Below are 25,377 nucleotides of genomic sequence, written 5' to 3' on the forward strand. Positions count from 1 at the left end.
ATGGCATCGGTATTCGAATACGCACCGGCCCCCGAGTCCCGCTCGATCGTCGACATCGCGCCGTCGTACGGCCTGTTCATCGACGGCGAGTTCGTGGAGGCGGCCGACGGCAAGGTCTTCAAGACCGTTTCGCCGTCGTCCGAGGAGGTCCTCTCCGAGATCGCCCAGGCCGGCGAGGCGGACGTGGACCGTGCCGTGAAGGCCGCCCGCAAGGCGTTCGAGAAGTGGTCGGCGCTGCCGGGCTCCGAGCGCGCGAAGTACCTGTTCCGCATCGCCCGGATCGTCCAGGAGCGGGCCCGTGAACTCGCCGTCCTGGAGACCCTGGACAACGGCAAGCCGATCAAGGAGACCCGCGACGCGGACCTCCCGCTGGTCGCCGCGCACTTCTTCTACTACGCGGGCTGGGCCGACAAGCTCGACCACGCCGGCTTCGGCTCGAACCCGCGGCCGCTGGGCGTCGCGGGCCAGGTCATCCCCTGGAACTTCCCCCTCCTCATGCTGGCGTGGAAGATCGCCCCGGCGCTCGCGACCGGCAACACGGTCGTCCTGAAGCCCGCCGAGACGACCCCCCTCTCCGCCCTGTTCTTCGCGGACATCTGCCGTCAGGCGGGCCTGCCCAAGGGCGTCGTCAACATCCTTCCCGGATACGGCGACGCCGGCGCCGCGGTCGTCGCGCACCCGGACGTGAACAAGGTCGCCTTCACCGGCTCCACGGCCGTCGGCAAGGAGATCGCCCGCACGGTCGCCGGCACCCGCAAGAAGGTCACCCTGGAGCTCGGCGGCAAGGGCGCCAACATCGTCTTCGACGACGCCCCGATCGACCAGGCCGTCGAGGGCATCGTCAACGGGATCTTCTTCAACCAGGGCCAGGTCTGCTGCGCGGGCAGCCGGCTGCTGGTGCAGGAGTCGATCGAGGAGGAGCTGCTGGAGTCCCTCAAGCGCCGCCTCTCCACGCTCCGTCTCGGCGACCCGCTGGACAAGAACACCGACATCGGCGCGATCAACTCCGAGGAGCAGCTGTCCCGGATCACCTCGCTCGTCGAGGCGGGTGAGGCGGAGGGCGCCGAGCGCTGGTCGCCGGCCTGCGACATCCCGGAGAGCGGCTACTGGTTCGCGCCGACGCTGTTCACGAACGTCACCCAGGCGCACCGGATCGCCCGGGACGAGATCTTCGGCCCGGTGCTGTCGGTGCTGACGTTCCGTACGCCGGACGAGGCCGTGGCCAAGGCCAACAACACGCCGTACGGCCTTTCTGCGGGCATCTGGACCGAGAAGGGCTCGCGGATCCTCGCCGTGGCGAACAAGCTCCGGGCCGGTGTCGTCTGGTCCAACACGTTCAACAAGTTCGACCCGACCTCGCCGTTCGGCGGTTACAAGGAGTCGGGCTTCGGCCGCGAGGGCGGCCGCCACGGCCTGGAGGCGTACCTCGATGTCTGACAAGAACGACAAGACCGAGCGCGCCGAGCGGCTCTCCGTCTTCAAGACCTACAAGCTGTACGTCGGCGGGAAGTTCCCGCGTTCCGAGAGCGGCCGGGTGTACGAGGTGACGGACTCGAAGGGCAACTGGCTGGCCAACGCGCCCCTCTCCTCCCGCAAGGACGCCCGTGACGCCGTGGTCGCCGCGCGCAAGGCGTTCGGCGGCTGGTCCGGCGCGACGGCGTACAACCGGGGTCAGATCCTCTACCGCATCGCCGAGATGCTGGAGGGCCGGCGCGAGCAGTACGTCCGCGAAGTCGCCGACGCCGAGGGCCTGTCGAAGTCGAAGGCGGCGGCGCAGGTCGACGCGGCGATCGACCGCTGGGTCTGGTACGCGGGCTGGACGGACAAGATCGCCCAGGTCGTGGGCGGCGGCAACCCGGTGGCGGGCCCGTTCTTCAACCTGTCCTCCCCCGAGCCGACGGGCGTGGTCGCGATCGTGGCTCCGCAGGAGTCGTCGTTCCTGGGCCTGGTGTCCGTACTGGCCCCGGTGATCGCGACGGGCAACACGGCGATCGTGGTGGCGTCGGAGAAGTCCCCGCTGCCCGCCCTGTCCCTGGGCGAGGTCCTGGCGACGTCCGACCTGCCGGGCGGTGTCGTCAACGTCCTGTCCGGCCGTACGGCGGAGATCGCCACACCGCTCGCCGCCCACCAGGACGTCAACGCGATCGACCTGGCCGGCGCCGACGAGAACCTCGCCAAGGAACTGGAGATCGCGGCGGCGGACAACCTCAAGCGCGTCCTTCGTCCACAGCCTGTGGATCACGCCGCCACGCCCGGCATCGACCGTATGACGGCGTTCCTGGAGACCAAGACGGTCTGGCACCCGACGGGTTCGCTGGGCGCGTCCGGCTCGTCCTACTGAGGGCCCGCCGGCACCGAGACCGGAGAGCCGCGCTTCCCCGCCGTCCCGGGGAGGCGTGGCTCTCTGCCGCGCCCGGGCGCGGGGCGGCGGGGTGAACATCACGTGCAGTCGAGGTGTGATCCGCGCATCAAACGTGGTCCGCCGGGTCGTTCACCGGCCCGGTGATGCCGCACACTGGTGTCCCGTGAGTTCCCCATCGCCCATACCGACGCGAGTCGTGCTGCTCTGCGGCCCCTCCGGCTCCGGCAAGTCCCTTCTCGCGGCCCGTTCCGGCCTTCCGGTCCTACGGCTCGACGACTTCTACAAAGAGGGCGACGACCCGACCCTGCCCCTGGTCCCGGGGAGCTCCGACATCGACTGGGACCACCCCGAATCCTGGGACGCCGACACGGCCGTCACGGCGATCACCGAGCTGTGCCGCGCGGGCCGTACGGACGTGCCGCTGTACGACCTCTCGCTGAGCGCCCGCACCGGCGCGGAGACCGTCGACATCGGGCGTACCCCGCTCTTCATCGCCGAGGGCATCTTCGCGGCCGAGATCGTGACGCGCTGCCGGGAACTCGGCGTGCTGGCCGACGCGCTGTGCCTGAGCCGCGGCCCGATGAGGACCTTCCGCCGCCGCTTCCTGCGCGATCTGCGGGAGGGCCGCAAGTCGGTGCCGTTCCTGCTGCGCCGCGGCTGGCGCCTGATGCGCCTGGAGCGCTCGATCGTCGCCCACCAGACGTCCCTGGGCGCCCACGCCTGCGACCGCGACGAAGCCCTCGGCCGGCTCACGGCGGCCGCCGCGGGCCGCCGCCCGGCAGCCACCCCGGCAGCCTGAACGAAACCGGCCCCCAGGCGGTCACAGGGCCGTGAAGAACGGATCACCGTGTACACGGTGGAACGGCTGGACCCGGCCGTCGCGGCCGCCGTGAGCGACACACCTGAAGGTCCGCCGAGGGCACACAGCGAAGCGGGACTGGATGGACCCCCCGGCCCTCCAGCCCCGCTCACGTTGTGCTCCGCCCACGTCCCCCGTGGCGGAGCGCCCCCCGTTCCCCCGTGCTTCCCCCCTCGGGTGGTCCCCCGTTGGCCCCCCAGCCCCCGTGGTCCCCCCACCGGTTACCGCTCCCCCGCGGTCCCCCGGACCTTCAGGCGACGAGCTCCCCGAAGGCGTCCTCCTCGTCACGGCCGAAGCTGAGGACCTCGTCCTCGCGCAGCCGGCGGAGCGACCGCCAGATGCTGGACTTCACCGTGCCGACACTGATGTCGAGGATGTCCGCGATCTCCGGGTCGGTGCGGCCCTCGTAGTAACGAAGGACCAGCATCGTCCGCTGGAGTTCGGGCAGCCGGGCCAGCGCCTGCCACAGGACCGCGCGCAGCTCGGTGCCGCGCATCGCGTCCGTGTCGCCGGGCGTCTCCGGCAGCTCCTCGGTCGGGTACTCGTTCAGCTTGCGGCGGCGCCACGCGCTGATGTGCAGGTTCGTCATCGTCCGCCGCAGGTAGCCCCCGACGGCGGCCTTGTCACTGATCCGGTCCCATGCCTTGTACGTCGAGAACAGCGCGCTCTGCAGCAGGTCCTCGGCCTCGAAGCGGTCACCGGTCAGGTGGTAGGCGGTGGCGTACAGGGAGGCGCGGCGCTCCTGGACGTAGGCGGTGAACTCCGCCTCCGACAGCGAGCGACGACGCTCCCCCGAGTCCTCCCTGTACGCGCTTCCCCCGTGCGTCTCCCCCGTGAGACCGTCAACCACCGTCATGTACGCGGTGTGCTGACGCCCGGTGCCGCGAGCGCACCCCCGCCCTCCCCCACGCTCGAATCCGCTCGCGCGGGAGGGACCCCCATCGGCACCGGACTTCTCCGCACCCCGGCCCCCGTTCACGTCGTGCAGACGCGTGATCACTGCGCTGGTGCTGGTGCCGTGCAGCGTGTTCATCTCGCGCCCCCCGTCGTGGACTTCCGGTGTTCTGCTTGGTGCGGCTTGCTGTGTTGCGTCCTGCGGCCTTGCTTGTGTCGAAAAGCTTGCCCGGGCACCTTCATGGCCGTGTCCGCCGACTGTCACAGAGCTGTCACAGGGGCCTGTGTCAGAGCCTGCTCCCGGCACCGGCACAGCGCGGGCACAGCCGGCAGCGCTACGCGCACGTATCCCTACTGCTCGTACAGGTGTCGAAAGACCACCCCCGCATGGGCCAGAATGTGCCCCGTGCCTTCCCTGTTGCTGATCGAGGACGACGACGCCATCCGTACGGCCCTGGAGCTCTCACTGACTCGCCAGGGACACCGTGTGGCCACTGCTGCCACCGGCGAGGACGGTCTGAAACTGCTGCGTGAACAGCGGCCGGACCTGATCGTGCTGGACGTGATGCTGCCCGGTATCGACGGCTTCGAGGTGTGCCGCCGTATCCGGCGCACCGACCAGCTGCCGATCATCCTGCTGACCGCGCGCAACGACGACATCGACATCGTGGTCGGACTGGAGTCCGGCGCGGACGACTACATCGTCAAACCCGTGCAGGGGCGGGTCCTGGACGCCCGCATCCGTGCCGTGCTGCGACGCGGGGAACGCGAGTCGAACGACGCCGCGACCTACGGCAGCCTGGTCATCGACCGCGCGGCCATGACCGTGACGAAGAACGGCGAGGACCTCCAGCTCACCCCGACCGAGCTGCGTCTGCTCCTGGAACTGAGCCGCCGCCCGGGTCAGGCCCTGTCCCGCCAGCAGCTCCTCCGCCTCGTCTGGGAGCACGACTACCTGGGCGACTCCCGCCTCGTCGACGCCTGCGTCCAGCGCCTGCGCGCCAAGGTCGAGGACGTCCCGTCCTCCCCCACGCTCATCCGTACCGTCCGTGGTGTCGGCTACCGCCTGGACGCGCCTCAGTGACAGAAGCACAAGGGGGGTTCCGCGGCTGGGTCGCGGCTCGCAAGGGGGTGGGGTCGAGGCTGCGTTTCACGAGCCTGCGCCTGCGCCTGGTGGTCGTGTTCGGCCTCGTCGCGCTCACGGCCGCCGTGTCGGCCTCGGGCATCGCCTACTGGCTCAACCGCGAGGCGGTCCTGACCCGGACCCAGGACGCGGTGCTGCGTGACTTCGAGCAGGAGATGCAGACCCGCGCGGGCCTGCTGCCCGACAACCCGACCCAGGACGAACTGCAGCACACCGCGGGCCAGATGGCCAACAGCAGCCAGCGCTTCAGCGTGCTCCTGGTCGCCCAGGACGCCGGCGGCGTTCCCGCCTACGGCAGCTCCGGCGGCCTGGACGGCTTCACCCTCACGGACGTGCCGAAGTCCCTGCGCACGGCGGTGAACGAGAAGCAGCAGACCAACTCCTCCGCCAAGTCGGAGTACCACCTGTACTGGCAGCGGATAGTCGAGGACGACACCCCGTATCTGATCGCCGGCACCAAGGTCAACGGCGGCGGCCCGACCGGGTACATGCTCAAGTCCCTGGAGCAGGAGGCGAAGGACCTCAACTCCCTCGCGTGGTCCCTCGGCATCGCCACCGGCCTCGCCCTGATCGGCTCCGCGCTGCTCGCGCAGGCCGCCGCCACGACCGTACTGAAGCCGGTGCAGCGCCTCGGTGTCGCCGCCCGCCGTCTCGGTGAGGGCAAGCTGGACACCCGCCTGCGCGTCTCGGGCACGGACGAACTCGCGGACCTGTCCCGGACGTTCAACAACGCCGCGGCCGCGCTGGAGAAGCGGGTCGCCGACATGGCCTCCCGCGACGAGTCGTCCCGCCGTTTCGTGGCAGACATGTCCCACGAGCTACGCACCCCCCTCACCGCGATCACGGCCGTGACCGAAGTCCTGGAGGAGGAGCTGGAAGCGGAGTCCGGCTCCATGGACCCCATGATCGAACCGGCTGTGCGCCTGGTGGTCAGCGAGACCCGCCGCCTGAACGACCTGGTCGAGAACCTCATGGAGGTCACCCGCTTCGACGCGGGCACGGCCCGCCTCGTCCTCGACGACGTCGACCTCGCCGACCAGATCACGGCCTGCATCGACGCCCGCGCGTGGCTCGACGCGGTCGACCTGGACGCCGAGCGCGGCATCATGGCCCGCCTGGACCCCCGCCGCCTCGACGTCATCCTGGCCAACCTGATCGGCAACGCCCTCAAGCACGGCGGCTCGCCGGTCCGCGTCACGGTCCGCGTGGAGGACGACTCGGTCGTGATCGACGTACGGGACCACGGCCCCGGCATCCCGGAGGACGTCCTCCCCCACGTCTTCGACCGCTTCTACAAGGCGAGCGCCTCCCGCCCCCGCTCCGAGGGCAGCGGCCTCGGCCTCTCCATCGCCCTGGAGAACGCCCACATCCACGGCGGCGAGATCACGGCCGCCAACTCCCCCGAGGGCGGCGCGGTCTTCACGCTGCGCCTGCCCCGGGACGCCTCGGAACTGACCGGCGGCACGGACGGCAAGGACGACACGAAGAAGGGAGACGCGTGATGCACACCCGCCGGCTCCTGGCCTTCTCCGCCCTGTCCGCCACCCTCCTCACGGGCTGCGGCATACGCTCCACGGAGGTCCCGACCGACTTCGGTCCCGCCCCCTCCCGAGTGCACTGCTCACTCTCCGAACCGAACATCTCGACGCAGGCCGAGCGGGGCCTGCCGGTCCAGGTGTTCCTGCTGTGCGGCTCCCAACTGGTCGCCGTGGACCGCACGGTCCGCGTCCCCGACGGCACGGCGGACTCCGCCCGCCGCGTGCTGGTCGCCCAGGGCCTCCTGGACCAACTGGAGGCGACGCCCTCGGCCACCGAGAAGGAGGCCGGCTACACCACGGACGTCCGGGGCGCCATGGGAGTGACCGGCCCACGCCCCGACGACCCGGACGAAACCCTGCGCCTGAGCACGCCCCCCGACGACCTCACGTCGTACGCCCTGGCCCAGATCGTGTGCACCTTCTCCGACTCCTCGGCCGCGGAGGGCGACGGCTCGGTCATCCTGGGCGGCCCCACCGCCGCGCCCCCGCGCCGCTACGAGTGCACGGACGAGGTCCGCACCAGACCGGGCAGCAACGAGCCCCCCTCAACCGACATCACAGACGGCTGACCCCACCCGGCCGGCACCTGCGGGCCCACCGTGACCACTCGCGCAGTTCCCCGCGCCCCCAGGAAAGGGCGTTGCAGCCGCCCTGCGCCACGACGTGACCGCCACCGCCACCACCGTCCGCGCAGTTCCCCGCGCCCCTGAAAAACAGGGGGTTGCAGTGCACCCGCGCCACAACCAGACCGCCACCGCCACCACCGTCCGCGCAGTTCCCCGCGCCCCTGAACAACAGGGGGTTGCAGTGCACCCGCGCCACGACCTGACCGCCACCCTCACCACCGTCCACGCAGTTCCCCGCGCCCCCAAAAAGCAGACGTTGCGGCGGGCCTGCGTCGAGAAGTAGCCGCACCCGCGGACGGCGGCAAGGGGACGTGCCGGGGGGTGTCCGCCCGCAGCGGCGGGCGTCAGGAAACAGCACCTCTGGAGCTGCAGCAACCGCCCGACCGAGGACGGACACCCCCCGGCGCGGCCCCGACCCACCACCACCCCGCAGGCGCTACACACGCCCCCACCCACCCCGCACAGGCCGCCGCAGGCATCCCCACGCCCCACCCCGTGTGGCAGACACCTCACCCCACTCCCCCACACCCCGGAACCGATCCCGCCGGGGGGCGCGTCTACGGGGGCGTGCAGCGTCAAGGCTCCATCGGCGGCAGCGCCGCGATCCGCATCCGTGTGACAGGAGGCATCCTCCTGGTCGCACACCTCGCGTTCGTCGCCTGGCTCACCCTGCGCCCCCTGGACGTCCCCTGGGTCACCCCCGCCAACCTGCACCCCCTCGCCGGCATCAGAGCCGACCTCGCCCTCGGCTGGCAGGAAGCCGCCCGCCGCATCGCCGAGGGCCTCGCCCTCCTCGCCCCCCTCGGCGTCCTGATCCCGACGGCACACGGCAGCCTCACCGCCTCCCCCCTCGGCTCCCTGGTCCGCACGGCAGCCGCGGGCGCCCTCATCTCCCTCGGCATAGAGCTGCTGCAGACCGGCGTCCCCGGCCAGATCGTCGACGTCGACTCCCTGCTCCTCAACACCCTCGGCGTGGCCCTCGCCCACGCCGCGATCATCCCGGCGGCCCGCATCCACCTACGCCGCAGGTCCGAGCGCACCGCCCGCACCACGACCCCCCAGGATGAGCCCAGTCAGGGTCGTACCCCGACGATTCCCAGGGTCGGGATAGCTCCGTAGAGTGACGCTTTGCCCGGTTCGTCTGCGTAGCGTGGATGTCAGATGAGGCACCCACTCGAAGGCCCCACAAGTAGGGCCCTCGACCGACGCTCGCGAAGGAGCCGCACCATGACCGCGCTCGCCCGACCCACCAACGGCCGCATGATCGGCGGAGTGTGCGCCGCGCTGGCACGACGCTTCGGCACCTCCGCGACGACGATGCGCGTGATCTTCCTGGTCTCCTGCCTGCTCCCGGGCCCGCAGTTCCTGCTCTACATAGCGCTGTGGATCCTGCTCCCCTCGGAGAACAAGACCCGCACAGCCTGGTAACGCAGCAGCCCCCTGCCCCCTCACCACCCCACCCCTCCACTCACCACCCCCCTCACCACCCCATCCCCCACTCCACTCGCCACCATCTCCGCCTCCACACGCACAAAGCCGCTGGGGCGCACCCCGTTTCCGAAGGGTGCGCCCCAGCGGCGCGTTCCGACCGGGCACACCCGCCCGGCGAGAACTCAGCCGAGCGGAACGCCGTTCACGGGCAGCCCCTGCGTGGGCAGGCCCTGGACCGGCAGCCCCTGAACCGGCAGCGTCTGCACCGGCAGCCCGGCAAGGAGCCCGGAGACCACGGCGGTCGGCCCACCGGCCACCGCCTGCTCGGCGGCCGGCTGCGCGGCGGACAGCCCGGCGGCGAGCGCCTCCTGCCCCTGGGCCAGCCCCGCACCGGCGCCGGGCGCCGACGCGGCGAGGTTCTCGGCGGGGAGCGTCCGGGTGACGGTGTCCAGCGCCGGCCCGGCGGCCTCCGGCGCGGCCGGCGCGGCGTTCGCGGCACCCGCGCCCATGGCGGCGAAGGCGGCACCGAGAGCGGCGACACCGAGGGTCTTGGCAGCAGACTGCTTCATGAAAGGCGTCCTCGAAAATTGGTTACGGGGATGTAAGCGGTCCTCGACCGTAAACACGCCCCGCACCCCGCCGCAAACATCGAAATGCGGACGGATTGTGAATGCCGCCCGCATTCCGTGTGACCGAAGGATCCCAGGTCAGCCCTGTTCTTCGACAGAGTCGCTGGTAGAGGACGTCTGCCGGAACAGCCACTCGGACTTCAGTTCGGCATATCCGGGCTTGATGACGTCATTGATCATCGCCAGCCGTTCATCGAAAGGAATGAACGATGATTTCATCGCATTGACGGAGAACCATTGCATGTCATCGAGCGTGTATCCGAAAGCCTCGACAAGGCGCTCGAATTCCCGGCTCATACTCGTATGTGACATGAGCCGGTTGTCGGTGTTCACCGTCGCCCGGAAGTGCAGCCGCCGCAGCAGCCCGATGGGGTGCGCGGCGTAGGAGTCGGCGGCCCCGGTCTGGAGGTTGGAGCTCGGGCACAGCTCCAGCGGGATGCGCTTGTCCCGTACGTAGGAGGCGAGCCGGCCGAGTTTCACGGAGCCGTCGGCGTGCACCTGGATGTCGTCGATGATGCGCACCCCGTGCCCCAGCCGGTCGGCGCCGCACCACTGGAGGGCCTGCCAGATGGACGGCAGCCCGAAGGCCTCGCCGGCGTGGATGGTGAAGTGGTTGTTCTCGCGCTTGAGGTACTCGAAGGCGTCGAGATGCCGGGTCGGCGGATGCCCGGCCTCGGCGCCCGCGATGTCGAAGCCGACGACGCCCAGATCCCGGTAGCGGTTGGCGAGTTCGGCGATCTCCAGCGCGCGGGCGGCGTGCCGCATGGCGGTGAGCAGGGCGCCCACACGGATGCGGTGACCGTTCTGCCGGGCGATCCGCTCGCCCTCGCGGAAGCCCTCGTTCACGGCCTCGACGACCTCTTCGAGGGTGAGCCCGCCTTCGAGGTGCTGCTCGGGGGCGTAGCGCACCTCGGCGTAGACGACCCCGTCCTCGGCGAGGTCCTCGGCGCACTCGCGCGCGACCCGCACGAGGGCGTCGCGGGTCTGCATCACGCCGACGGTGTGGGAGAAGGTCTCCAGATACCGCTCCAGGGATCCGGAGTCGGCGGCCTCGCGGAACCAGACGCCGAGTTTGTCGGGATCGGTCTCGGGGAGGTGGGCGTAGCCCGTGTCGCGGGCCAGCTCGACGATCGTGCCGGGGCGGAGCCCGCCGTCGAGGTGATCGTGCAGCAGAACCTTCGGCGCCCGGCGGATCTGGTCCGAGCTCGGGGTGTTCGCCTTCTGGGCAGTCTCGCTCGTCATTTCCGCACCATAACGCCTACGCGCGTAGATCGCCCGCTGAACACCTCATTTTCCTGCTTGTACGAATCCGTCGATACGTAACGGTGACCCCGAGGACGGGTGGCGTACACCCATGCTTCTGACACTGTTCTGTCATGGCACAGCAAGCGACGCCGGTGCGCAGGGTCCGGCTGGGCAAGGCGATCGGGCCGGAACCGACGGCGGTGAGCGGAGTCGTCCTCCTGCTGCCCGGAGGTGACGAGGTCTCACATCGCAAGCCGGCGACGTTGTTGGCGACCTCCTACGTGCGGACGCTGGGCCGCCGGCTGACGCGGGCGGGGCGCGACGAAGGACTGGCCACGCATGTCGTCCGCTACCGCTACCGCGGCTGGAACGGCAACGCCGCGGACCTCGCGAGCGACGCCCTGTGGGCGGCCGACGAGGTCGTGCGGCGCTACGGGGACGTCCCCGTCTGCCTCGTCGGAATCGACATGGGCGCGCGGGCGGCGCTGCACTCCGGTGGTCACGAGGCCGTCAACTCCGTGCTCGCGATCGCACCTTGGCTGCCGGAGGAGGACATGGCGGCGGCACCCGAACCGGTGAAACAGCTCGCGGGGCGGCGGGTGCTGTTCGTGCACGGCACGAACGACGAGCGGACCGACCCCGAACTGTCGTTCCGGCTGGCGGAGCGGGCGAAGAAGGCGAACCGGGACGTGTGCCGGTTCGAGGTGCACTCCGACCGGCACGCGCTGCATCAGCACCGGGACGAAGTCAGCGCCCTGGCTCAGGACTTCGTGATGGGAGTGCTGTTCGGCAGGGCGTTCTCGCGGCCGGTGGCCGACGCGTTCGCGGCTCCGCCGCCGCTGGGCCTTCGGATGCCGTTGGCTTCCGGGTTCGGGAAGTCGTTGCGGCGGTAGCGGCGTCGGGGTGTTCGGTTCGTAGGCGTGCGCGGCGCCGTCGTGGCTTGTCGCGCAGTTTCCCGCGCCCCTTGCGGCGCCGCCCCTAGGTCGGCAGCAAGTTGCCCCTCCTCGACAGGAGGAACCTCTTGAAGGCGGCCACCGGCGGTGTGTCCGGCCGGTCCGCCAGCCAGGCCACGCCGATCTCCCGGGCCGCCCTCGGGGCCGTGACGGTCAGTTCCACCACTCCCGGGCGGGGTACGGCCGGCGGGGGAAGGAGCGCGACCCCCAGGCCCGCCGCCACCAGGCCCCGCAGCGTCTCCGCCTCCTCGCCTTCGAAGGCGATGCGCGGCTTGAAGCCCGCCTCCTGGCACAGGTCGTCGGTGATCCGGCGCATGCCGTAGCCGGGTTCCAGCGTCACGAACGCCTCGTCGGCGGCCTCGACCAGACGGACGCGCTTGCGCGAGGCGAGGCGGTGGTCGGCGGGCACGACGAGACGGAGCTTCTGCTCGTCCAGGCGGCGGCCCACCAGGTCGGGGGCGTCCGGCACCGGGGACGTCAGGCACAGGTCGAGCTCGCCGGACCGCAGCCGCTCGATCATCGCCTCGCCGTAGTTCTGCACGAGGCTGAAGCGGATGCGGGGGTGGTCGGCGCGGAAGGCGTGGATCAGGCCGGGTACGGTCTCGGCGCCCATGGTGTGCAGGAACCCGAAGGCGACCTTGCCGGTGGCCGGGTCGGCGTCGGCACGGACCTCCTCGGCGGCGCGCCCGATCTCGGCGAGGGCGCGTTCGACGGAGGCGAGGAAGGTGCGGCCGGCGGGGGTCAGTGAGACCGTGCGGCCGTGCCGGGCGAACAGATCGACGCCCAGGTCCTGTTCGAGACGGACCATGGCGCGCGAGAGCGTGGACTGCGGGACCCGCATCTCCTGGGCGGCGCGCGTGACGTGCTCGGTGCGGGCGACGCCGGCGAAGTGGGCCAGGCGCGGGGCCAGCAACATCGTCATGTCTTCTGTGTCACTGGATGGTGACAGACGAGCCTGTGACCTCTGCTGATGCTCCATGGGAACGATTATGGCGAATCCATGCATTGGACGGATCAGCGAGGCCGTACGTAGCTTCGAAGCATGTCTCCCGCCAGTACCGGGGCGTCCACCACCGTGGCCGCCACACCCGCAGTCCCTGTCGTCGACTCCCGTATGGCCCCGGGCGGCCCCGGCTACCGCCGGATGAGCTTCGCCCTCTTCCTCGCCGGCGTGGCGACCTTCGCTCTTCTGTACTCCACCCAGGCCCTGCTCCCGCTGATCTCGGGCGAGTTCGGGGTGGCGGCGAGCGAGGCGAGCTGGACGGTGGCTGCCGCGACCGGCGGTCTGGCGCTCTTCGTCCTGCCGATGAGCGCGCTCTCGGAGCGCTTCGGCCGCCGTACGGTCATGACGGCGTCCCTGGCGGTCGCGGTGACGGTCGGACTGGTGGTGCCCTTCGCACCGAACCTGACGGCCCTGGTCGTGCTGCGGGCGGTCCAGGGTGCCGCGCTGGCGGGCCTGCCGGCGTCGGCGACGGCGTATCTGGCCGAGGAGGTCCGACCGAGGGCGCTGATCACGGCGATCGGGCTGTTCGTGGCCGGCAACAGCGTCGGCGGGATGAGCGGCCGCGTGATCACCGGCTGGGTCGCCCAGGAGTGGGGCTGGCGGGTCGCGGTCGGCGTCATCGGCGCGATCGCGGTGGCCTGCGCGGTCGCGTTCCGCCTCCTGCTTCCGGCGCCGCGCCACTTCAAGGCGGGGTCGCTGCGCCCGCGGGTCCTGGCCCGCACGGTCCGCGACCACCTCTCCAACCCGCTGCTGTGCCGCCTGTACGCGATCGGCGCGCTGTTCATGACGGTGTTCGGCGGCGTGTACACGGTGATCGGCTACCGCCTGACGGAGGCGCCGTTCTCGCTGCCCCAGGGCATCGTCGGCTCGATCTTCCTGGTGTACCTGGTCGGCACGGTGTCGGCGTCGACGGCGGGTCGGCTGGTGGGCCGCCTGGGCCGCCGTGGCGCACTGTACGCGGCGGGCGCCACGACGGCGGCGGGTCTGCTGCTGTCCCTGGCCGACTCGCTCCCCCTGGTCCTGCTCGGCCTGGTCCTGATCACCGGCGGCTTCTTCGCCGGCCACGCGGCGGCGTCCTCGGCGGTCAGCAAGACCGCCACGGCGGGCCGCGCCCAGGCCGCGGCGCTGTACCAGTCGGCCTACTACGTCGGCTCCAGCGCGGGCAGTACGGCCGGCGCGATCGCCTTCCACGCGGCCGGCTGGTCCGGCACGGTCGGGGTCGGCCTGCTGGCGGTGTTCGGCGTGGTGACGATCACCGTCCTCGGAACGCGTGCGGCTCGGGCCCAGCAGCGGCTCGCGACGGCCTGAGTCGCACGTCCCCCTTTCCCCCGACCGGGGTCGGCCGGTCGGGGGATCGGCTTTTGTGCGCCTCTCACCTGGGTGTTCGTCCGCTCCGGGGGCCGTTGTCAGTGGGCTGCGGTAGCTTCCAAGTACTGGGCGCAAAGGCGCGACACAGCACGGCCACAGGGGTGGGTGGACGATGAGTGACGGCACGGCGACAAAGACGACGGACCTCGACGTGAGGTTGGAGAAACACCGCGTCGAGCTGACCGGGTACTGCTATCGCATGCTCGGCTCGTCCTTCGAGGCCGAGGACGCGGTGCAGGACACGATGGTCCGGGCCTGGCGGAGCTACGACAAGTTCGAGGGGCGTTCCAGTCTCCGTTCGTGGCTGTACCGCATCGCGACGAACGTGTGTCTGGACATGCTGACGGCCGGCAACAAGCGGGCCCGGCCGATGGACCTCACGGAGTCCACCCCGCTGGCCCAGGCGGCGCTCTCCCCCCGTCCGGACAACACCTGGCTGGAGCCGATGCCGGACAGCCGCGTGCTGCCCACGACCGAGGACCCCGCGGAGGCCGCGGTCGCCAAGGAGTCGGTGCGGCTCGCGTTCATGGCCACCCTTCAGCAGCTGCCGCCCAAGCAGCGGGCGGTGCTGATCCTGCGCGAGGTGCTGGCCTGGAAGGCGAGCGAGGTCGCCGAGCTGCTGGGCACGACCGTCGCCTCGGTCAACAGCGCTCTCCAGCGGGCCCGCGCGACCCTCGCCGAGCAGCAGCAGCCGGGCGCCGAGGCCGCGGTCTCCGACCCGCTGGACGACGAGCAGCAAAAGCTCCTGGACCGCTATGTGGCGGCCTTCGAGGGCTATGACATGACGGCGCTGACGGCTCTGCTGCACGAGGACGCCATCATGACGATGCCGCCGTTCGACCTGTGGCTGACGGGCCACGACGACATCACCGGCTTCATGACGACGCTGGGCTCGGCCTGCGAGGGCTCACGGCTGGTGCCGGTCGAGGTGAACGGCCTGCCGGGCTTCGCCCAGTACAAGCCGGACCCCGAGGCGGGCGGCTACACACCGTGGGCGGTGCAGGTCCTGGAGATCTCAGAGGGCCGGCTCACCGGGTTCCACTTCTTCCTCGACACCGCGCGCTGGTTCCCGCTGTTCGGGCTGCCCCTCCACCTCGAAGCGGAGGCCGACCAGGTCGAGCAGGGCGTGTAGCGCGGGGTCGGGGTCCCGCAGCCTGATCCGGCCCCCGGCCCGCCCCGCCGCCAGCTGGAGCCGCGCCAGCAGATCCACGACGCCCAGGCCCGGCGGTCCGAGCCCGCCGACGTCGCACACCACGACGCTCGCCCCGCCGGTCTCCAGCCGGTCCCGTACGTCGTCGCACAGCCCCGCCACCTCGTCCCGGGTGACGGGGCCGGCCAGCACGAGTACAGCGGGTGTCATGGCGTCCACGAGCGGTAGACCGGGCAGGGACCGATAACTCATCGGGGCACGGGAACCCGGCCGGCCGCGAAGGCGCCGCCGGGGTGTCCGCGGGCCGGGATCACATTGACCCGCTCCCCTCCTTCCCCGGAGGGTTTGCTGTATGCCCCATGTATCAGCGTGTCCCCGAACACCCCGCGGTCTCCTCCCCGCCAAGGAGGCTCCGTGCAGGGGGTGTTGACGGGATTCGCGGTGATCGCGGTCGTCATCGCGGTGGGTTATGCGATCGGCCGCCGCGGCTACCTCGGCGACCACGGCCGCGAGGTCCTCACCAAGCTGGCCTTCCACGTGGCGTCCCCGGCCCTGCTGTTCACCACGCTCGCGCAGACCGACCTCTCGGTGATCTTCTCCAGCCGCCTCCTGGTGACGGCACTGAGCACGGCGGCCGCGGCGGGCGTGTTCGTCGCGGTCGGTGTCGTACGGCACTGGGGAGTGGGCCGGACGACGATCGGCGCCCTGTGCTCCAGCTACGTCAACTCCGGCAACCTCGGCATCCCGATCGCCGTGTACGTCCTCGGTGACGCCTCACTGGTGGCGCCGGTCCTGCTCTTCCAGCTCGTCGGCGTCACACCCGTCGCGCTGACGATCCTCGACCTGTCCGGCAAGGGCGAGAAGGGCCCTCTGTGGCGCCGCCTGCTGACACCGCTGCGCAACCCGATCGCGGTCGGCTCACTGGCCGGCGTCGCGGTGTCGGCGACGGGCCTGCGGATCCCGGCCCCCGTCCTGGACCCCCTGACCCTGATCGGCGGCATGTCGGTCCCGGCGGTCCTGCTGGCCTTCGGCATCTCCCTGTGCGGCAGCACGATGCCCGGCCGTGGACCCGACCGTCACCCGGTGTTCCTCTCGGTCGCCCTGAAGTCGGTCGGCCAGCCCGCGGCGGCCTGGGCCCTGGCGGCCGGAGTCTTCGGCCTGCGCGGCGCCCCGCTGCTGGACGTGGTCGTCACATCGGCCCTGCCCGCGGCCCAGAACCTGTACACCTACGCCTCCAGCTACCGCGTGGCCGAACGCCTGGCCCGCGACTCGATCCTGCTGTCGACGGTGCTCTCGGTGCCGGTGCTGGTGGTGGTCGCCGCCCTGCTGGGCTGACGGTCGGTCGACCGGGAACGCACCGGTGTGTGCGTCACCGGTCCCGGCATGCCGAACGGGACCGGCGGAGGTCCACCGATCCCGTTCACCCGAAAGGGAGACCGCCTGGTCAGGCGATACGTTCCAGCACCACCGGCGAAGCCGTGAAGTCCGTGCCGGGCGCCGCGATGTCGTAGGAGCCCGCCAGGGACTGGAGGGCGTAGTCGAAGCGTTCCGGGGTGTCGGTGTGCAGGGTCAGCAGGGGCTGACCCTCGGTGACCGTGTCGCCGGGCTTGGCGTGCATCTCGATGCCGGCGCCGGCCTGCACCGGGTCCTCCTTGCGGGCACGCCCCGCGCCCAGGCGCCAGGCGGCGACGCCGATGTCGTAGGCGTCGAGGCGGGTCAGGACACCGGAGGAGGAGGCCGTGACCACGTGCTGCTCGCGCGCGACCGGCAGTTCCGCGTCCGGGTCGCCGCCCTGCGCCGCGATCATGCGCCGCCAGACGTCCATCGCGGAGCCGTCGGCCAGGGCCTTGGCCGGATCGGCGTCCCGGACACCGGCCGCCTCCAGCATCTCCCTGGCCAGGGCGATCGTCAGCTCGACCACATCGGCCGGGCCGCCGCCCGCCAGGACCTCGACCGACTCGCGGACCTCCAGCGCGTTGCCCGCCGTGAGGCCGAGCGGGGTCGCCATGTCGGTCAGGAGCGCGACCGTCTTCACACCGTGGTCGGTGCCCAGGCCCACCATCGTGGAGGCCAGCTCACGCGCGTCCTCGATGGTCTTCATGAAGGCTCCGGTGCCGACCTTCACGTCGAGGACCAGCGAGCCGGTGCCCTCCGCGATCTTCTTCGACATGATCGAGGAGGCGATGAGCGGGATCGCCTCGACGGTGCCGGTGACGTCCCGCAGCGCGTACAGCTTCTTGTCCGCGGGGGCCAGGCCGTCGCCCGCCGCGCAGATCACCGCGCCCGTGGTGTCCAGGACGTTCAGCATCTCCTCGTTGGAGAGGAGGGCGCGCCAGCCGGGGATCGACTCCAGCTTGTCCAGGGTGCCGCCGGTGTGGCCGAGGCCGCGCCCCGACAACTGGGGGACGGCCGCCCCGCACGCCGCCACCAGGGGTGCGAGCGGAAGCGTGATCTTGTCGCCGACGCCGCCCGTGGAGTGCTTGTCGGCCGTCGGGCGGGACAGGGACGAGAAGTCCATGCGCTCGCCGGAGGCGATCATCGCCGCCGTCCAGCGGGCGATCTCACGGCGGTTCATGCCGTTGAGGAGGATCGCCATGTTGAGGGCGGCCATCTGGTAGTCGGCGACCTCCCCGCGGGTGTACGCGTCGATGACCCAGTCGATCTGTTCGTCGCTGAGCTCGCCGCGGTCCCGCTTGGTGCGGATGACGGAGATGGCGTCCATGGCCATGGCTTTGCTTCCTTCCGAGGGTTCCAGAAGTCGTACGGCCCCTCCGGACCGGTCGCGGAAGCGACGCGGAGGGGCCGTACGGGAGTTACTTGCGCAGGTGGCCCGGCCCGAAGGCCTGGGGCAGCATCTCCGACAGCGGCAGGATGCCCGCCGGGGTCTCCAGCAGGAGCTCCGGACCGCCGAACTCGAAGAGCAGTTGGCGGCAGCGGCCGCACGGCACGAGGACGTCGCCCTTGCCGTCCACGCACGTGAAGTGCGTCAGCCTGCCGCCCCCCGTGTTCTGCAGCTCCGAGACGAGTCCGCACTCGGCGCACAGCGCGAGCCCGTACGACGCGTTCTCGACGTTGCAGCCGGTGATCGTGCGGCCGTCGTCGACGAGGGCCGCCACGCCGACCGGGAAGCCGGAGTACGGGGCGTACGCGCGCGACATGGCGTCCAGCGCCGCCGCGCGCAGCTTGTCCCAGTCCACGTCGTGGGAGGCGGCTGGCGTCACTTGCCCTGACCCTTCTTGTAGGGCAGGCCGTCCGCCTTCGGCATCCGCAGGCGTTGCGCGGACAAGGTGAGGACGACGAGCGTGACGACGTACGGCGTGGCGGAGACGACCTGGTTGGGCACCTCGTTGGTGGTGGCGTACCAGGTGTACACCAGGGCGCCGATCACCGCGGTGATCATCGACGGGGCGTACTTCTTGCGGACGACCAGCCAGATCGCGCCGATGATCAGCAGCAGCGCGCCGAGCAGCAGCAGGGCGTGGACGTTGGTGGAGCCGCCGCGCAGGTTGAGGCTGTCGGTGTAGCCGAACAGGCCGGCACCGAGGGCGAGGCCGCCCGGCATCCAGTTGCCGAAGATCATCGCGGCGAGGCCGATGTAGCCGCGGCCGCTGACCTGGCCCTCCAGATAGAAGGGGTTGGCCACGATGGAGAGGAAGACACCACCGAGACCGGCCAGGCCGCCGGAGATGATCACGGCGATGTACTTGTACTTGTAGACGTTCACGCCGAGGGACTCGGCCGCGACCGGGTTCTCACCGCAGGAGCGCAGCCGCAGACCGAAGGCGGTGCGCCACAGGATCCACCAGGTGCCGGGGATCAGCGCGACGGCGATCAGGGTCAGCCACGAGACGTTGGTGACCAGGCCGCCGAGCAGGCCGGCGATGTCGGAGATGAAGAACCAGCCGTTGTTGTTCAGGTCCCGCAGCCCGTCGGACAGGCCCGGCACGGTGAAGTGGCCGAGGGAGTCGACCGCCGGGGACTGCTTGGCGGAGCCGCCCGCGTGGCCCTCGAAGGCGAGGGGCGCGAGGTAGCGGGTGATGCCGAGGGCGAGGATGTTGATCGCCACACCGGAGACGATGTGGTTGACCCGGAAGGTGACGGTGGCGATGGCGTGCAGGATGCCGCCGATGCAGCCGCCGAGGATGCCGACGACGACACCGGTCCACGGACCCCACTGGAAGCCGGCCCAGGCACCGAACCAGGTGCCGAGGATCATCATGCCTTCGAGGCCGATGTTGACGACGCCCGCGCGCTCGGACCACAGACCGCCGAGACCGGCGAGGCCGATCGGGACGGCGAGCTGGAGCGCGGTGGACATCTGGCTGACGTTGGTGATGCCGTCGGCGCCGGTGATGATGCGGACGATCGAGGTCAGCGCCAGGGCTCCGGCGATGGCCAGGAGCAGCACGGGCCACGAGAGGCGGCGGCCGGTGGGTGCCGCGGGCTGCAGCGTGGGCTGGTTGACGTCGGTCGCCGAGGTCGGAGCGGTCATCGGCCAGCCACCTCCTTCGTGGTGTTGTTGTCGGCGCCGAGGACGTGACCGGCTGCCAGTTCGGCGCCGACCCGGCGCTGCTGGCGGCGCAGGCCCCACTCACGGACGGCCTCGTAGGAGACGACGACCGAGAGCACGATCAGGCCCTGCATGATGACCGCGATCTCCTTGTCGTAGCCGTGGAAGTCCAGCTCGGGCGAGGCCTTGTCGAGCCAGGCCCACAGCAGGGCGGCGAACGCGATGCCGACGGGGCTGTTGCGGCCGAGCAGCGCGATGCCGATGCCGAGGAAGCCGATGCCGGTGGGGAAGTTCAGGCTGTAGGTGTGGGTGTCGCCGAGCAGGATCGGCAGACCCGCCATGCCCGCGATGCCGCCGGAGAGCAGCATGGCGGTGAGCACCATCCGCTTGGGGTTGACACCGCTGGCCGCGGCGGCGGTCTCCGAGGCGCCGGAGGCGCGCAGGTCGAAGCCGAAGCGGGTGCGGTTGAGGACGACCCAGTAGGCGATGCCGAGCAGCACGGCGAGGAAGACCAGGCCGTAGATCTCTCCGGCGTCGCCCACGTTGATGCCGGGGACCCAGCCGGACTCGTGCATCTCGCCGGTGGTGTTGTTGTTGCCGACCTTCACGCCGAAGACGTTCGGCAGCCACAGGTAGGCGATGACCGAGGTCGCGATCGCGTTCAGCATGATCGTCGCGACGACCTCGCTGACGCCGCGGGTGACCTTGAGGACACCGGCGATGCCGGACCAGAAGGCGCCGGTGCAGACCGCGGTGAGGATCAGCAGCGGGACCTGGAGGGCGGCCGGCAGGTTCGCGTGGGCGCCGACGACGGCGGCCATCATGGCGGCGAGCTGGTACTGGCCGTCGACACCGATGTTGAACAGGTTCATCCGGAAGCCGATGGCCACCGCGAGGGCCGCGATGTAGTACAGCGAGGCCTGATTGATGATCAGCACCTGGATGTCGGAGAAGCCGAGCTGCTCGAACATCAGGGTGTACGGCTCGACCGGGCTCTTGCCCGAGGCGAGCAGCACGATCGCGCTGAGCACGAAGGCCACGGCGAGCGCGATGACCGGTCCGGCCACCGCGAGGAGCACGCGCTCCTTGTCGAACTTCTTCATCAGCGGGCCTCGTCTTCGCCGGACTCGGGGGACTTGCTCAGGTCGGGAGTCTCGGGGGTCGTGTCGTCGTGCTCGAGGTGCCCGGTCGCGGCACCCGTCATCGCCGAGCCCAGTTCCTCCGGCGTGACGGTGGCCGGGTCGGCGTCCGCGACCAGCTTGCCGTTGTAGATCACGCGGAGGGTGTCGGACAGGCCGATCAGCTCGTCCAGGTCGGCGGAGATCAGCAGCACGGCCAGGCCCTCACGGCGGGCCTCGCGGATGTGGTCCCAGATCGCGGCCTGCGCGCCGACGTCCACACCACGGGTGGGGTGCGCGGCGATCAGGAAGCGCGGCTTGTGGCTCATCTCGCGCCCGACGATCAGCTTCTGCTGGTTGCCGCCGGACAGGGAGGCGGCGGTGACGTCGATGCCGGGGGTGCGGACGTCGTACTCCGTCACGATCCGCCGGGTGTCCTCCTGGGCCGCCTTCGGGTCCAGCCAGACGCCCTTGGCGAGGGGCTTCTCGGTGACGTGGCCGAGGATGCGGTTCTCCCAGAGGGGTGCCTCCAGGAGCAGGCCGTGGCGGTGGCGGTCCTCGGGGATGTAGCCGACGCCCTGCTCGCGGCGCTTGCGGGTGGACCAGGCGGTGATCTCCTCGTCGATGAGGGTGATCGTGCCGGAGTCGGCGCCCTTGAGGCCGATGAGCGCGTCGACCAGTTCGGTCTGGCCGTTGCCCTCGACGCCGGCGATGCCGAGGACCTCGCCCGCGTGGATGGTGAAGGTGATGTCGTCCAGCAGGGCCTTGCCGCCGGCTGCCTCCAGGCGCAGCTTGTCGACGGTGATGACCGGGCGGTCGGTGACCGTGGACTCGGCCGTCTCCGGCGTCGGCAGTTCGCTGCCCACCATCATCTCGGCGAGCTGGCGGGGCGTCGTCTCGGCGGGGACGGCCGTGCCGACCGTGGTGCCGCGGCGGATGACGGTGATCTCGTCGGCGACGGAGAGCACCTCGCCCAGCTTGTGGGAGATGAAGATGACCGACAGTCCCTCGGCCTTCAGTTCGCGCAGGTTGTCGAAGAGCGCGTCGACCTCCTGCGGCACCAGGACGGCCGTGGGCTCGTCGAGGATCAGCGTGGTGGCGCCGCGGTAGAGGACCTTGAGGATCTCCACGCGCTGGCGGGCGGCGACGCCGAGCTCCTCGACCAGGCGGTCGGGCTCGACACCGAGGCCGTAGCGCTCGGAGATCTCCTTGATCTTGCGGCGGGCCTTGGCGCCGATGCCGTACAGCTTCTCGCTGCCGAGCACGACGTTCTCGAGGACGGTGAGGTTGTCCGCGAGCATGAAGTGCTGGTGGACCATGCCGATGCCTCGGACGATGGCGTCGGCCGGCGACGAGAAGGTGACCTGCCGGCCGTCGATCGCGATGGTGCCCTCGTCCGGCTTCTGCATGCCGTAGAGGATCTTCATCAGCGTCGACTTGCCGGCGCCGTTCTCACCCACGAGGGCGTGGACGGTGCCCTTGCGGACGGTGAGGTGGATGTCGTGGTTGGCCACGACGCCCGGGAAACGCTTGGTGATCCCGGCGAGTTCGACGGCGGTCACCTGACCGTTGACCGCCGCGCCGGCCGGAGGGCTGCTGGACGCGTTGATGGCGCACTCTCCTGGAGACGGGGGTCGTCTACGCGCGTAGCGCCCCTATGGCCTGAAAGGGGCCGACGCACCGCGAACAACGGGGTACGGGGAAAACCTCCCCGTACCCCGTCGAGCGGACGTAACCCCGGGGTTACCGCTGCTCAGGGTGTAGCTTCACTCAGCTGGTCTTGACCTTGATCTCGCCGCTGATGATCTTCTCCTTGGCCGTCTTGATGGCTTCCTGGACCTCGGCGTTGTCCGCGAACTTCGGGTTGGAGTTCGACAGGCTCACCTCGCCGGTCTTCAGATCGCCACGAACGATACCGGTCCCGGGCTTGCCGTCCTCGACCGACTTCGCCAGGTTGTAGACCGCCTTGGCGACGTCCTTCATCGCCGAGGTCAGGATGGAGTCCTTGTACTTGGCAAGGGCTTCCTGGTTGTACTGGTCGGAGTCGACACCGATGGCCCACACCTTGTTGGCGGCGGCGGCCTCGATGACGCCCTGACCGGACAGACCGGCGGCGGCGTAGACGACGTCGGCCTTCTTCTCGATCTGGCCCTCGGCGGCCGACTTGCCCTTGTCGGGGCTGGAGAAGCCGCCCTCCTCCGCGGTCTGCGTGAGGTACTGGCTCAGGACCTTGGCCTGCGGGTTGGTGTCCTTGACGCCCTGCTCGAAGCCGGCCTGGAACTTGTGGATCAGCGGGATGTCCACGCCGCCCACGAAGCCGACCGTGTTCGTCTTGGTGCTCTTGGCCGCGGCGACGCCCGCCAGGTAGGAGGCCTCCTCCTCGGAGAAGACCAGGTCGGCGACGTTCTTCGCCTCGACCGTGGAGTCGTCCACGATGCCGAAGGTGGTGTCCGGGAACTTCTCCGCGGCGCCCTTGACGGCGGCGGCGTACGCGTAGCCGACACCGACGACCGGGTTGTAACCCTGCTTGGCCAGCGACACCAGTCGCTGCTCCTTGTCGGCGTCCGTCTCGCCCTCGGTGGGCTCGACGTCCTGCGTGGCGTACCCGAACTCCTTCTTCGCCTGCTCCAGACCCGCGAACGCGGCGTCGTTGAAGGACTGGTCGCCCTTGCCGCCGACGTCGTACGCGATGGCGAGGCCCTTGTCGCCGCCCTTCGAGTCCGAGGAGGACGCCTCGGTCGAAGTGCCGCCGCAGGCGGAGAGCGCGAGGGCCAGAGAGGCGGTCGCTGCGCCTGCGACCGTGATCCGGGAAATCCGGCGCATGTGTGGTGACTCCTGTCGGTACTGGCGGGGCCGGGGAAGTGCGGGTGCGCTCCCGCGTCGTCCGGTGCGTGCTCTCGCCGTGCCGGACGAAGGGCCTCGTAGCGGAGCTACTGGGGCTTTTGGCCGGTGCGGCGAGAGTGCGTGCCGGGCGGCGTGGGGGCGTGCCTGCACTTCCTCGGGGTCGCCCAGCGCCGGACGGTACAGCTAGGGACAGCTTCACAGCTACGGCGCTGGCTTTCGCCGCAGAGTAACGCGCGTAGACCTCCCAGGAAACCCCTTCTGTACACCTTGTTATCCCCCCGTGGCCAACTCCACTCACGGCCTTGACCAAGGGCTTGCCGGCAGCAAAGGCGTGAAGGCGGCGGGTGATCCACGCCGACCTGGGAAAAGCCGAGCGGGGGGGGCCCCCGGGGGGGCCCCCCCCGCTCCGTGTCGCACGACGGCGTCGCTACGACCGCGACTACTCCGTCTTGACCTTGATGGAGCCGTCGATGATGCCTTCCTTGGCCTTCGCCACGGCGTCGGACAGACCCGCGATCTTGGCGAACTCCGGGTTGGACTCGGACAGACCCACGCCGTTGACCTTCAGGTCGAAGGTCTGCACGCCGGTCAGCGGCTTGCCGTCCTCGACGGACTTGGCCAGCGTGTAGACCGCGCCGCCGACGTCCTTGAGGGCGGAGGTCAGGATGGAGTTCTTGTAGTTGGCGAGCGCCGCCTGCTTGTACTGGTCGGAGTCGACACCGATCGCCCAGACCTTGGCCTTCGAGGCGGCCTCGATCACGCCCTGGCCGGACAGACCGGCAGCCGCGTACTCGACGTCGGAGCCCTTCTCGATCTGGCCCTCGGCAGCGGCCTTGCCCTTGTCCGGGCTGGAGAAGCCACCCTCCTCGGCGGTCTGCGTCAGATACTGCGACAGGACCTTGACCTTGGGGTTGGTGTCCTGGACGCCCTGCTTGTAACCGGCCTCGAACTTGTGGATCAGCGGAACGTCCACGCCACCGACGAAGCCGACGATGTTGCTCTTGGTGGCCTTGGCGGCCGCGACACCGGCGAGGTAGGAGGCCTCCTGCTCGGCGAAGACGAGGGAGGCGACGTTCTCGCCCTCGACGACGGAGTCGACGATGCCGAAGGTGGTCTTCGGGTACTTCTTCGCCACGGCCTCCATCGCGGGGCCGTAGGCGAAGCCGACGCCGATCACCGGGTTGTAGCCCTGCTTGGCGAGGGAGGACAGCCGCTGCTCCTTGTCGGCGTCCGTCTCGCCCTCGGTGGGCTCGATGTCGGCCGTCTTGTAGCCGAACTCCTTCTGGGCCTTCTGCAGGCCGGCGTAGGCGGCGTCGTTGAAGGACTGGTCGCCCTTGCCGCCGATGTCGTACGCGATGGCGAGACCCTTGGTGTCGCCGCTGCCGTCGCTGCCGCTGTCACTGTCGCTGCTGGTACCACCGCACGCCGTGGCGGCGAGCGCGATCGACGCGACCCCCACCGCGACACGGGTCAGTTTGGATGTCCGACGCATCGTGAAGTCCCCATTCTCCAAGCCCCGCAGTGGGTGCTGAGTTCGGCGCACATTAACGCGCGTAGACACTCCTGGGAACGGGGTTTCGTCCTGCCGTTATCCATTCGTGCCGATGGCCGGTTACGGCCTTGTGAACCACCGGATCGAAAGGCACGCATGGGGCGAACGCACCGCAGGTGCTCCCGCCCGGATGACACACAGGACCGCCGGC

General features: G+C 70.4%; 24 protein-coding genes. 12 read left to right on the top strand and 12 right to left on the bottom strand.

The window, feature by feature from the left end:
- From ACGFW6_RS30300 to ACGFW6_RS30310, 3 genes are all read left to right on the top strand, one after another.
- Positions 1–1,437, top strand: a complete 1,437-nt coding sequence (locus ACGFW6_RS30300; protein ID WP_393516737.1) for an aldehyde dehydrogenase family protein — start codon at positions 1–3, stop codon at positions 1,435–1,437.
- On the top strand, positions 1,430–2,341 hold the full coding sequence (locus ACGFW6_RS30305; RefSeq protein ID WP_393516740.1) for an aldehyde dehydrogenase family protein: 912 nt from the start codon (positions 1,430–1,432) through the stop codon (positions 2,339–2,341). The genes ACGFW6_RS30300 and ACGFW6_RS30305 overlap by 8 nt, the downstream gene beginning before the upstream one ends.
- Positions 2,342–2,525: 184 nt before the next feature.
- Complete coding sequence (locus tag ACGFW6_RS30310) at positions 2,526–3,161, top strand: uridine kinase (RefSeq protein ID WP_393516743.1); 636 nt, start codon at positions 2,526–2,528, stop codon at positions 3,159–3,161.
- 310 nt (positions 3,162–3,471) lie between these two features.
- Here the strand turns inward: ACGFW6_RS30310 and ACGFW6_RS30315 are convergent, their stop codons facing one another.
- Complete coding sequence (locus ACGFW6_RS30315) at positions 3,472–4,254, bottom strand: SigE family RNA polymerase sigma factor (protein WP_393516746.1); 783 nt, start codon at positions 4,252–4,254, stop codon at positions 3,472–3,474.
- A gap of 267 nt (positions 4,255–4,521) precedes the next feature.
- Between ACGFW6_RS30315 and afsQ1 the strand changes: the two genes are divergently transcribed.
- From afsQ1 to ACGFW6_RS30340, 5 genes are all read left to right on the top strand, one after another.
- Positions 4,522–5,199, top strand: coding sequence for a two-component system response regulator AfsQ1 (gene afsQ1, locus ACGFW6_RS30320; protein WP_190072356.1), 678 nt, complete (start codon positions 4,522–4,524; stop codon positions 5,197–5,199).
- Entirely contained in the window at positions 5,196–6,761 is a 1,566-nt protein-coding gene (locus tag ACGFW6_RS30325; protein WP_393516749.1) for an ATP-binding protein, read from the top strand. The genes afsQ1 and ACGFW6_RS30325 overlap by 4 nt, the downstream gene beginning before the upstream one ends.
- Complete coding sequence (locus tag ACGFW6_RS30330) at positions 6,761–7,366, top strand: hypothetical protein (RefSeq protein ID WP_393517105.1); 606 nt, start codon at positions 6,761–6,763, stop codon at positions 7,364–7,366. Before ACGFW6_RS30325 ends, ACGFW6_RS30330 begins: the two co-directional genes overlap by 1 nt.
- A 624-nt stretch (positions 7,367–7,990) precedes the next feature.
- A complete protein-coding gene (locus tag ACGFW6_RS30335) occupies positions 7,991–8,542 on the top strand; it encodes a VanZ family protein (protein ID WP_393516752.1) in 552 nt (183 codons plus the stop codon).
- Between the two features lie 108 nt (positions 8,543–8,650).
- Positions 8,651–8,851 (top strand): PspC domain-containing protein, encoded by a 201-nt coding sequence (locus tag ACGFW6_RS30340; protein WP_393516755.1) that lies wholly within the window; start codon positions 8,651–8,653, stop codon positions 8,849–8,851.
- 185 nt (positions 8,852–9,036) lie between these two features.
- On the opposite strand, the gene ACGFW6_RS30345 is transcribed toward ACGFW6_RS30340, so the two are convergent.
- Complete coding sequence (locus ACGFW6_RS30345) at positions 9,037–9,423, bottom strand: ATP-binding protein (RefSeq protein ID WP_393516757.1); 387 nt, start codon at positions 9,421–9,423, stop codon at positions 9,037–9,039.
- A gap of 138 nt (positions 9,424–9,561) precedes the next feature.
- On the bottom strand, positions 9,562–10,725 hold the full coding sequence (locus ACGFW6_RS30350; RefSeq protein ID WP_393516760.1) for an adenosine deaminase: 1,164 nt from the start codon (positions 10,723–10,725) through the stop codon (positions 9,562–9,564).
- A gap of 134 nt (positions 10,726–10,859) precedes the next feature.
- On the opposite strand from ACGFW6_RS30350, the gene ACGFW6_RS30355 reads away from it, so the two are divergent.
- A complete protein-coding gene (locus tag ACGFW6_RS30355) occupies positions 10,860–11,621 on the top strand; it encodes an alpha/beta hydrolase (RefSeq protein ID WP_393516762.1) in 762 nt (253 codons plus the stop codon).
- An 85-nt stretch (positions 11,622–11,706) separates the two neighbouring features.
- On the opposite strand, the gene ACGFW6_RS30360 is transcribed toward ACGFW6_RS30355, so the two are convergent.
- On the bottom strand, positions 11,707–12,660 hold the full coding sequence (locus tag ACGFW6_RS30360) for a LysR substrate-binding domain-containing protein (RefSeq protein WP_393516764.1): 954 nt from the start codon (positions 12,658–12,660) through the stop codon (positions 11,707–11,709).
- Positions 12,661–12,723: 63 nt separating this feature from the next.
- Here ACGFW6_RS30360 and ACGFW6_RS30365 point away from each other — a divergent pair, with 63 nt between their 5' ends.
- Positions 12,724–13,992 carry an MFS transporter gene (locus tag ACGFW6_RS30365; protein WP_393516766.1) on the top strand — a complete coding sequence of 423 codons (1,269 nt, stop codon included), beginning with the start codon at positions 12,724–12,726 and terminating at the stop codon, positions 13,990–13,992.
- Positions 13,993–14,164: 172 nt separating this feature from the next.
- Positions 14,165–15,184 (top strand): sigma-70 family RNA polymerase sigma factor, encoded by a 1,020-nt coding sequence (locus tag ACGFW6_RS30370; RefSeq protein ID WP_393516769.1) that lies wholly within the window; start codon positions 14,165–14,167, stop codon positions 15,182–15,184.
- On the opposite strand, the gene ACGFW6_RS30375 is transcribed toward ACGFW6_RS30370, so the two are convergent.
- A complete protein-coding gene (locus ACGFW6_RS30375) occupies positions 15,068–15,454 on the bottom strand; it encodes an STAS domain-containing protein (RefSeq protein ID WP_393516772.1) in 387 nt (128 codons plus the stop codon). The two genes, ACGFW6_RS30370 and ACGFW6_RS30375, sit on opposite strands and share 117 nt — an antisense overlap.
- 162 nt (positions 15,455–15,616) lie before the next feature.
- On the opposite strand from ACGFW6_RS30375, the gene ACGFW6_RS30380 reads away from it, so the two are divergent.
- Positions 15,617–16,537: an AEC family transporter gene (locus ACGFW6_RS30380; RefSeq protein WP_393516775.1), complete on the top strand. Its 921-nt coding sequence runs from the start codon at positions 15,617–15,619 to the stop codon at positions 16,535–16,537.
- Between the two features lie 109 nt (positions 16,538–16,646).
- On the opposite strand, the gene ACGFW6_RS30385 is transcribed toward ACGFW6_RS30380, so the two are convergent.
- The 7 genes from ACGFW6_RS30385 to ACGFW6_RS30415 form a co-directional block, all read right to left on the bottom strand.
- A complete protein-coding gene (locus tag ACGFW6_RS30385; RefSeq protein ID WP_393516778.1) occupies positions 16,647–17,930 on the bottom strand; it encodes a thymidine phosphorylase in 1,284 nt (427 codons plus the stop codon).
- An 85-nt stretch (positions 17,931–18,015) separates the two neighbouring features.
- Complete coding sequence (locus ACGFW6_RS30390) at positions 18,016–18,423, bottom strand: cytidine deaminase (RefSeq protein WP_030967094.1); 408 nt, start codon at positions 18,421–18,423, stop codon at positions 18,016–18,018.
- Complete coding sequence (locus ACGFW6_RS30395; RefSeq protein WP_393516781.1) at positions 18,420–19,694, bottom strand: ABC transporter permease; 1,275 nt, start codon at positions 19,692–19,694, stop codon at positions 18,420–18,422. The genes ACGFW6_RS30390 and ACGFW6_RS30395 overlap by 4 nt, the downstream gene beginning before the upstream one ends.
- Complete coding sequence (locus tag ACGFW6_RS30400; protein ID WP_393516784.1) at positions 19,691–20,815, bottom strand: ABC transporter permease; 1,125 nt, start codon at positions 20,813–20,815, stop codon at positions 19,691–19,693. The genes ACGFW6_RS30395 and ACGFW6_RS30400 overlap by 4 nt, the downstream gene beginning before the upstream one ends.
- On the bottom strand, positions 20,815–22,392 hold the full coding sequence (locus ACGFW6_RS30405; protein WP_393516787.1) for an ABC transporter ATP-binding protein: 1,578 nt from the start codon (positions 22,390–22,392) through the stop codon (positions 20,815–20,817). Before ACGFW6_RS30405 ends, ACGFW6_RS30400 begins: the two co-directional genes overlap by 1 nt.
- Positions 22,393–22,600: 208 nt before the next feature.
- A complete protein-coding gene (locus ACGFW6_RS30410; RefSeq protein ID WP_393516790.1) occupies positions 22,601–23,653 on the bottom strand; it encodes a BMP family protein in 1,053 nt (350 codons plus the stop codon).
- Positions 23,654–24,113: 460 nt separating this feature from the next.
- Positions 24,114–25,166: a BMP family protein gene (locus ACGFW6_RS30415; RefSeq protein ID WP_126899744.1), complete on the bottom strand. Its 1,053-nt coding sequence runs from the start codon at positions 25,164–25,166 to the stop codon at positions 24,114–24,116.
- Positions 25,167–25,377 lie beyond the last annotated feature (211 nt).

Source organism: Streptomyces sp. Y7 (assembly GCF_043195415.1).
Taxonomy (GTDB): domain Bacteria; phylum Actinomycetota; class Actinomycetes; order Streptomycetales; family Streptomycetaceae; genus Streptomyces.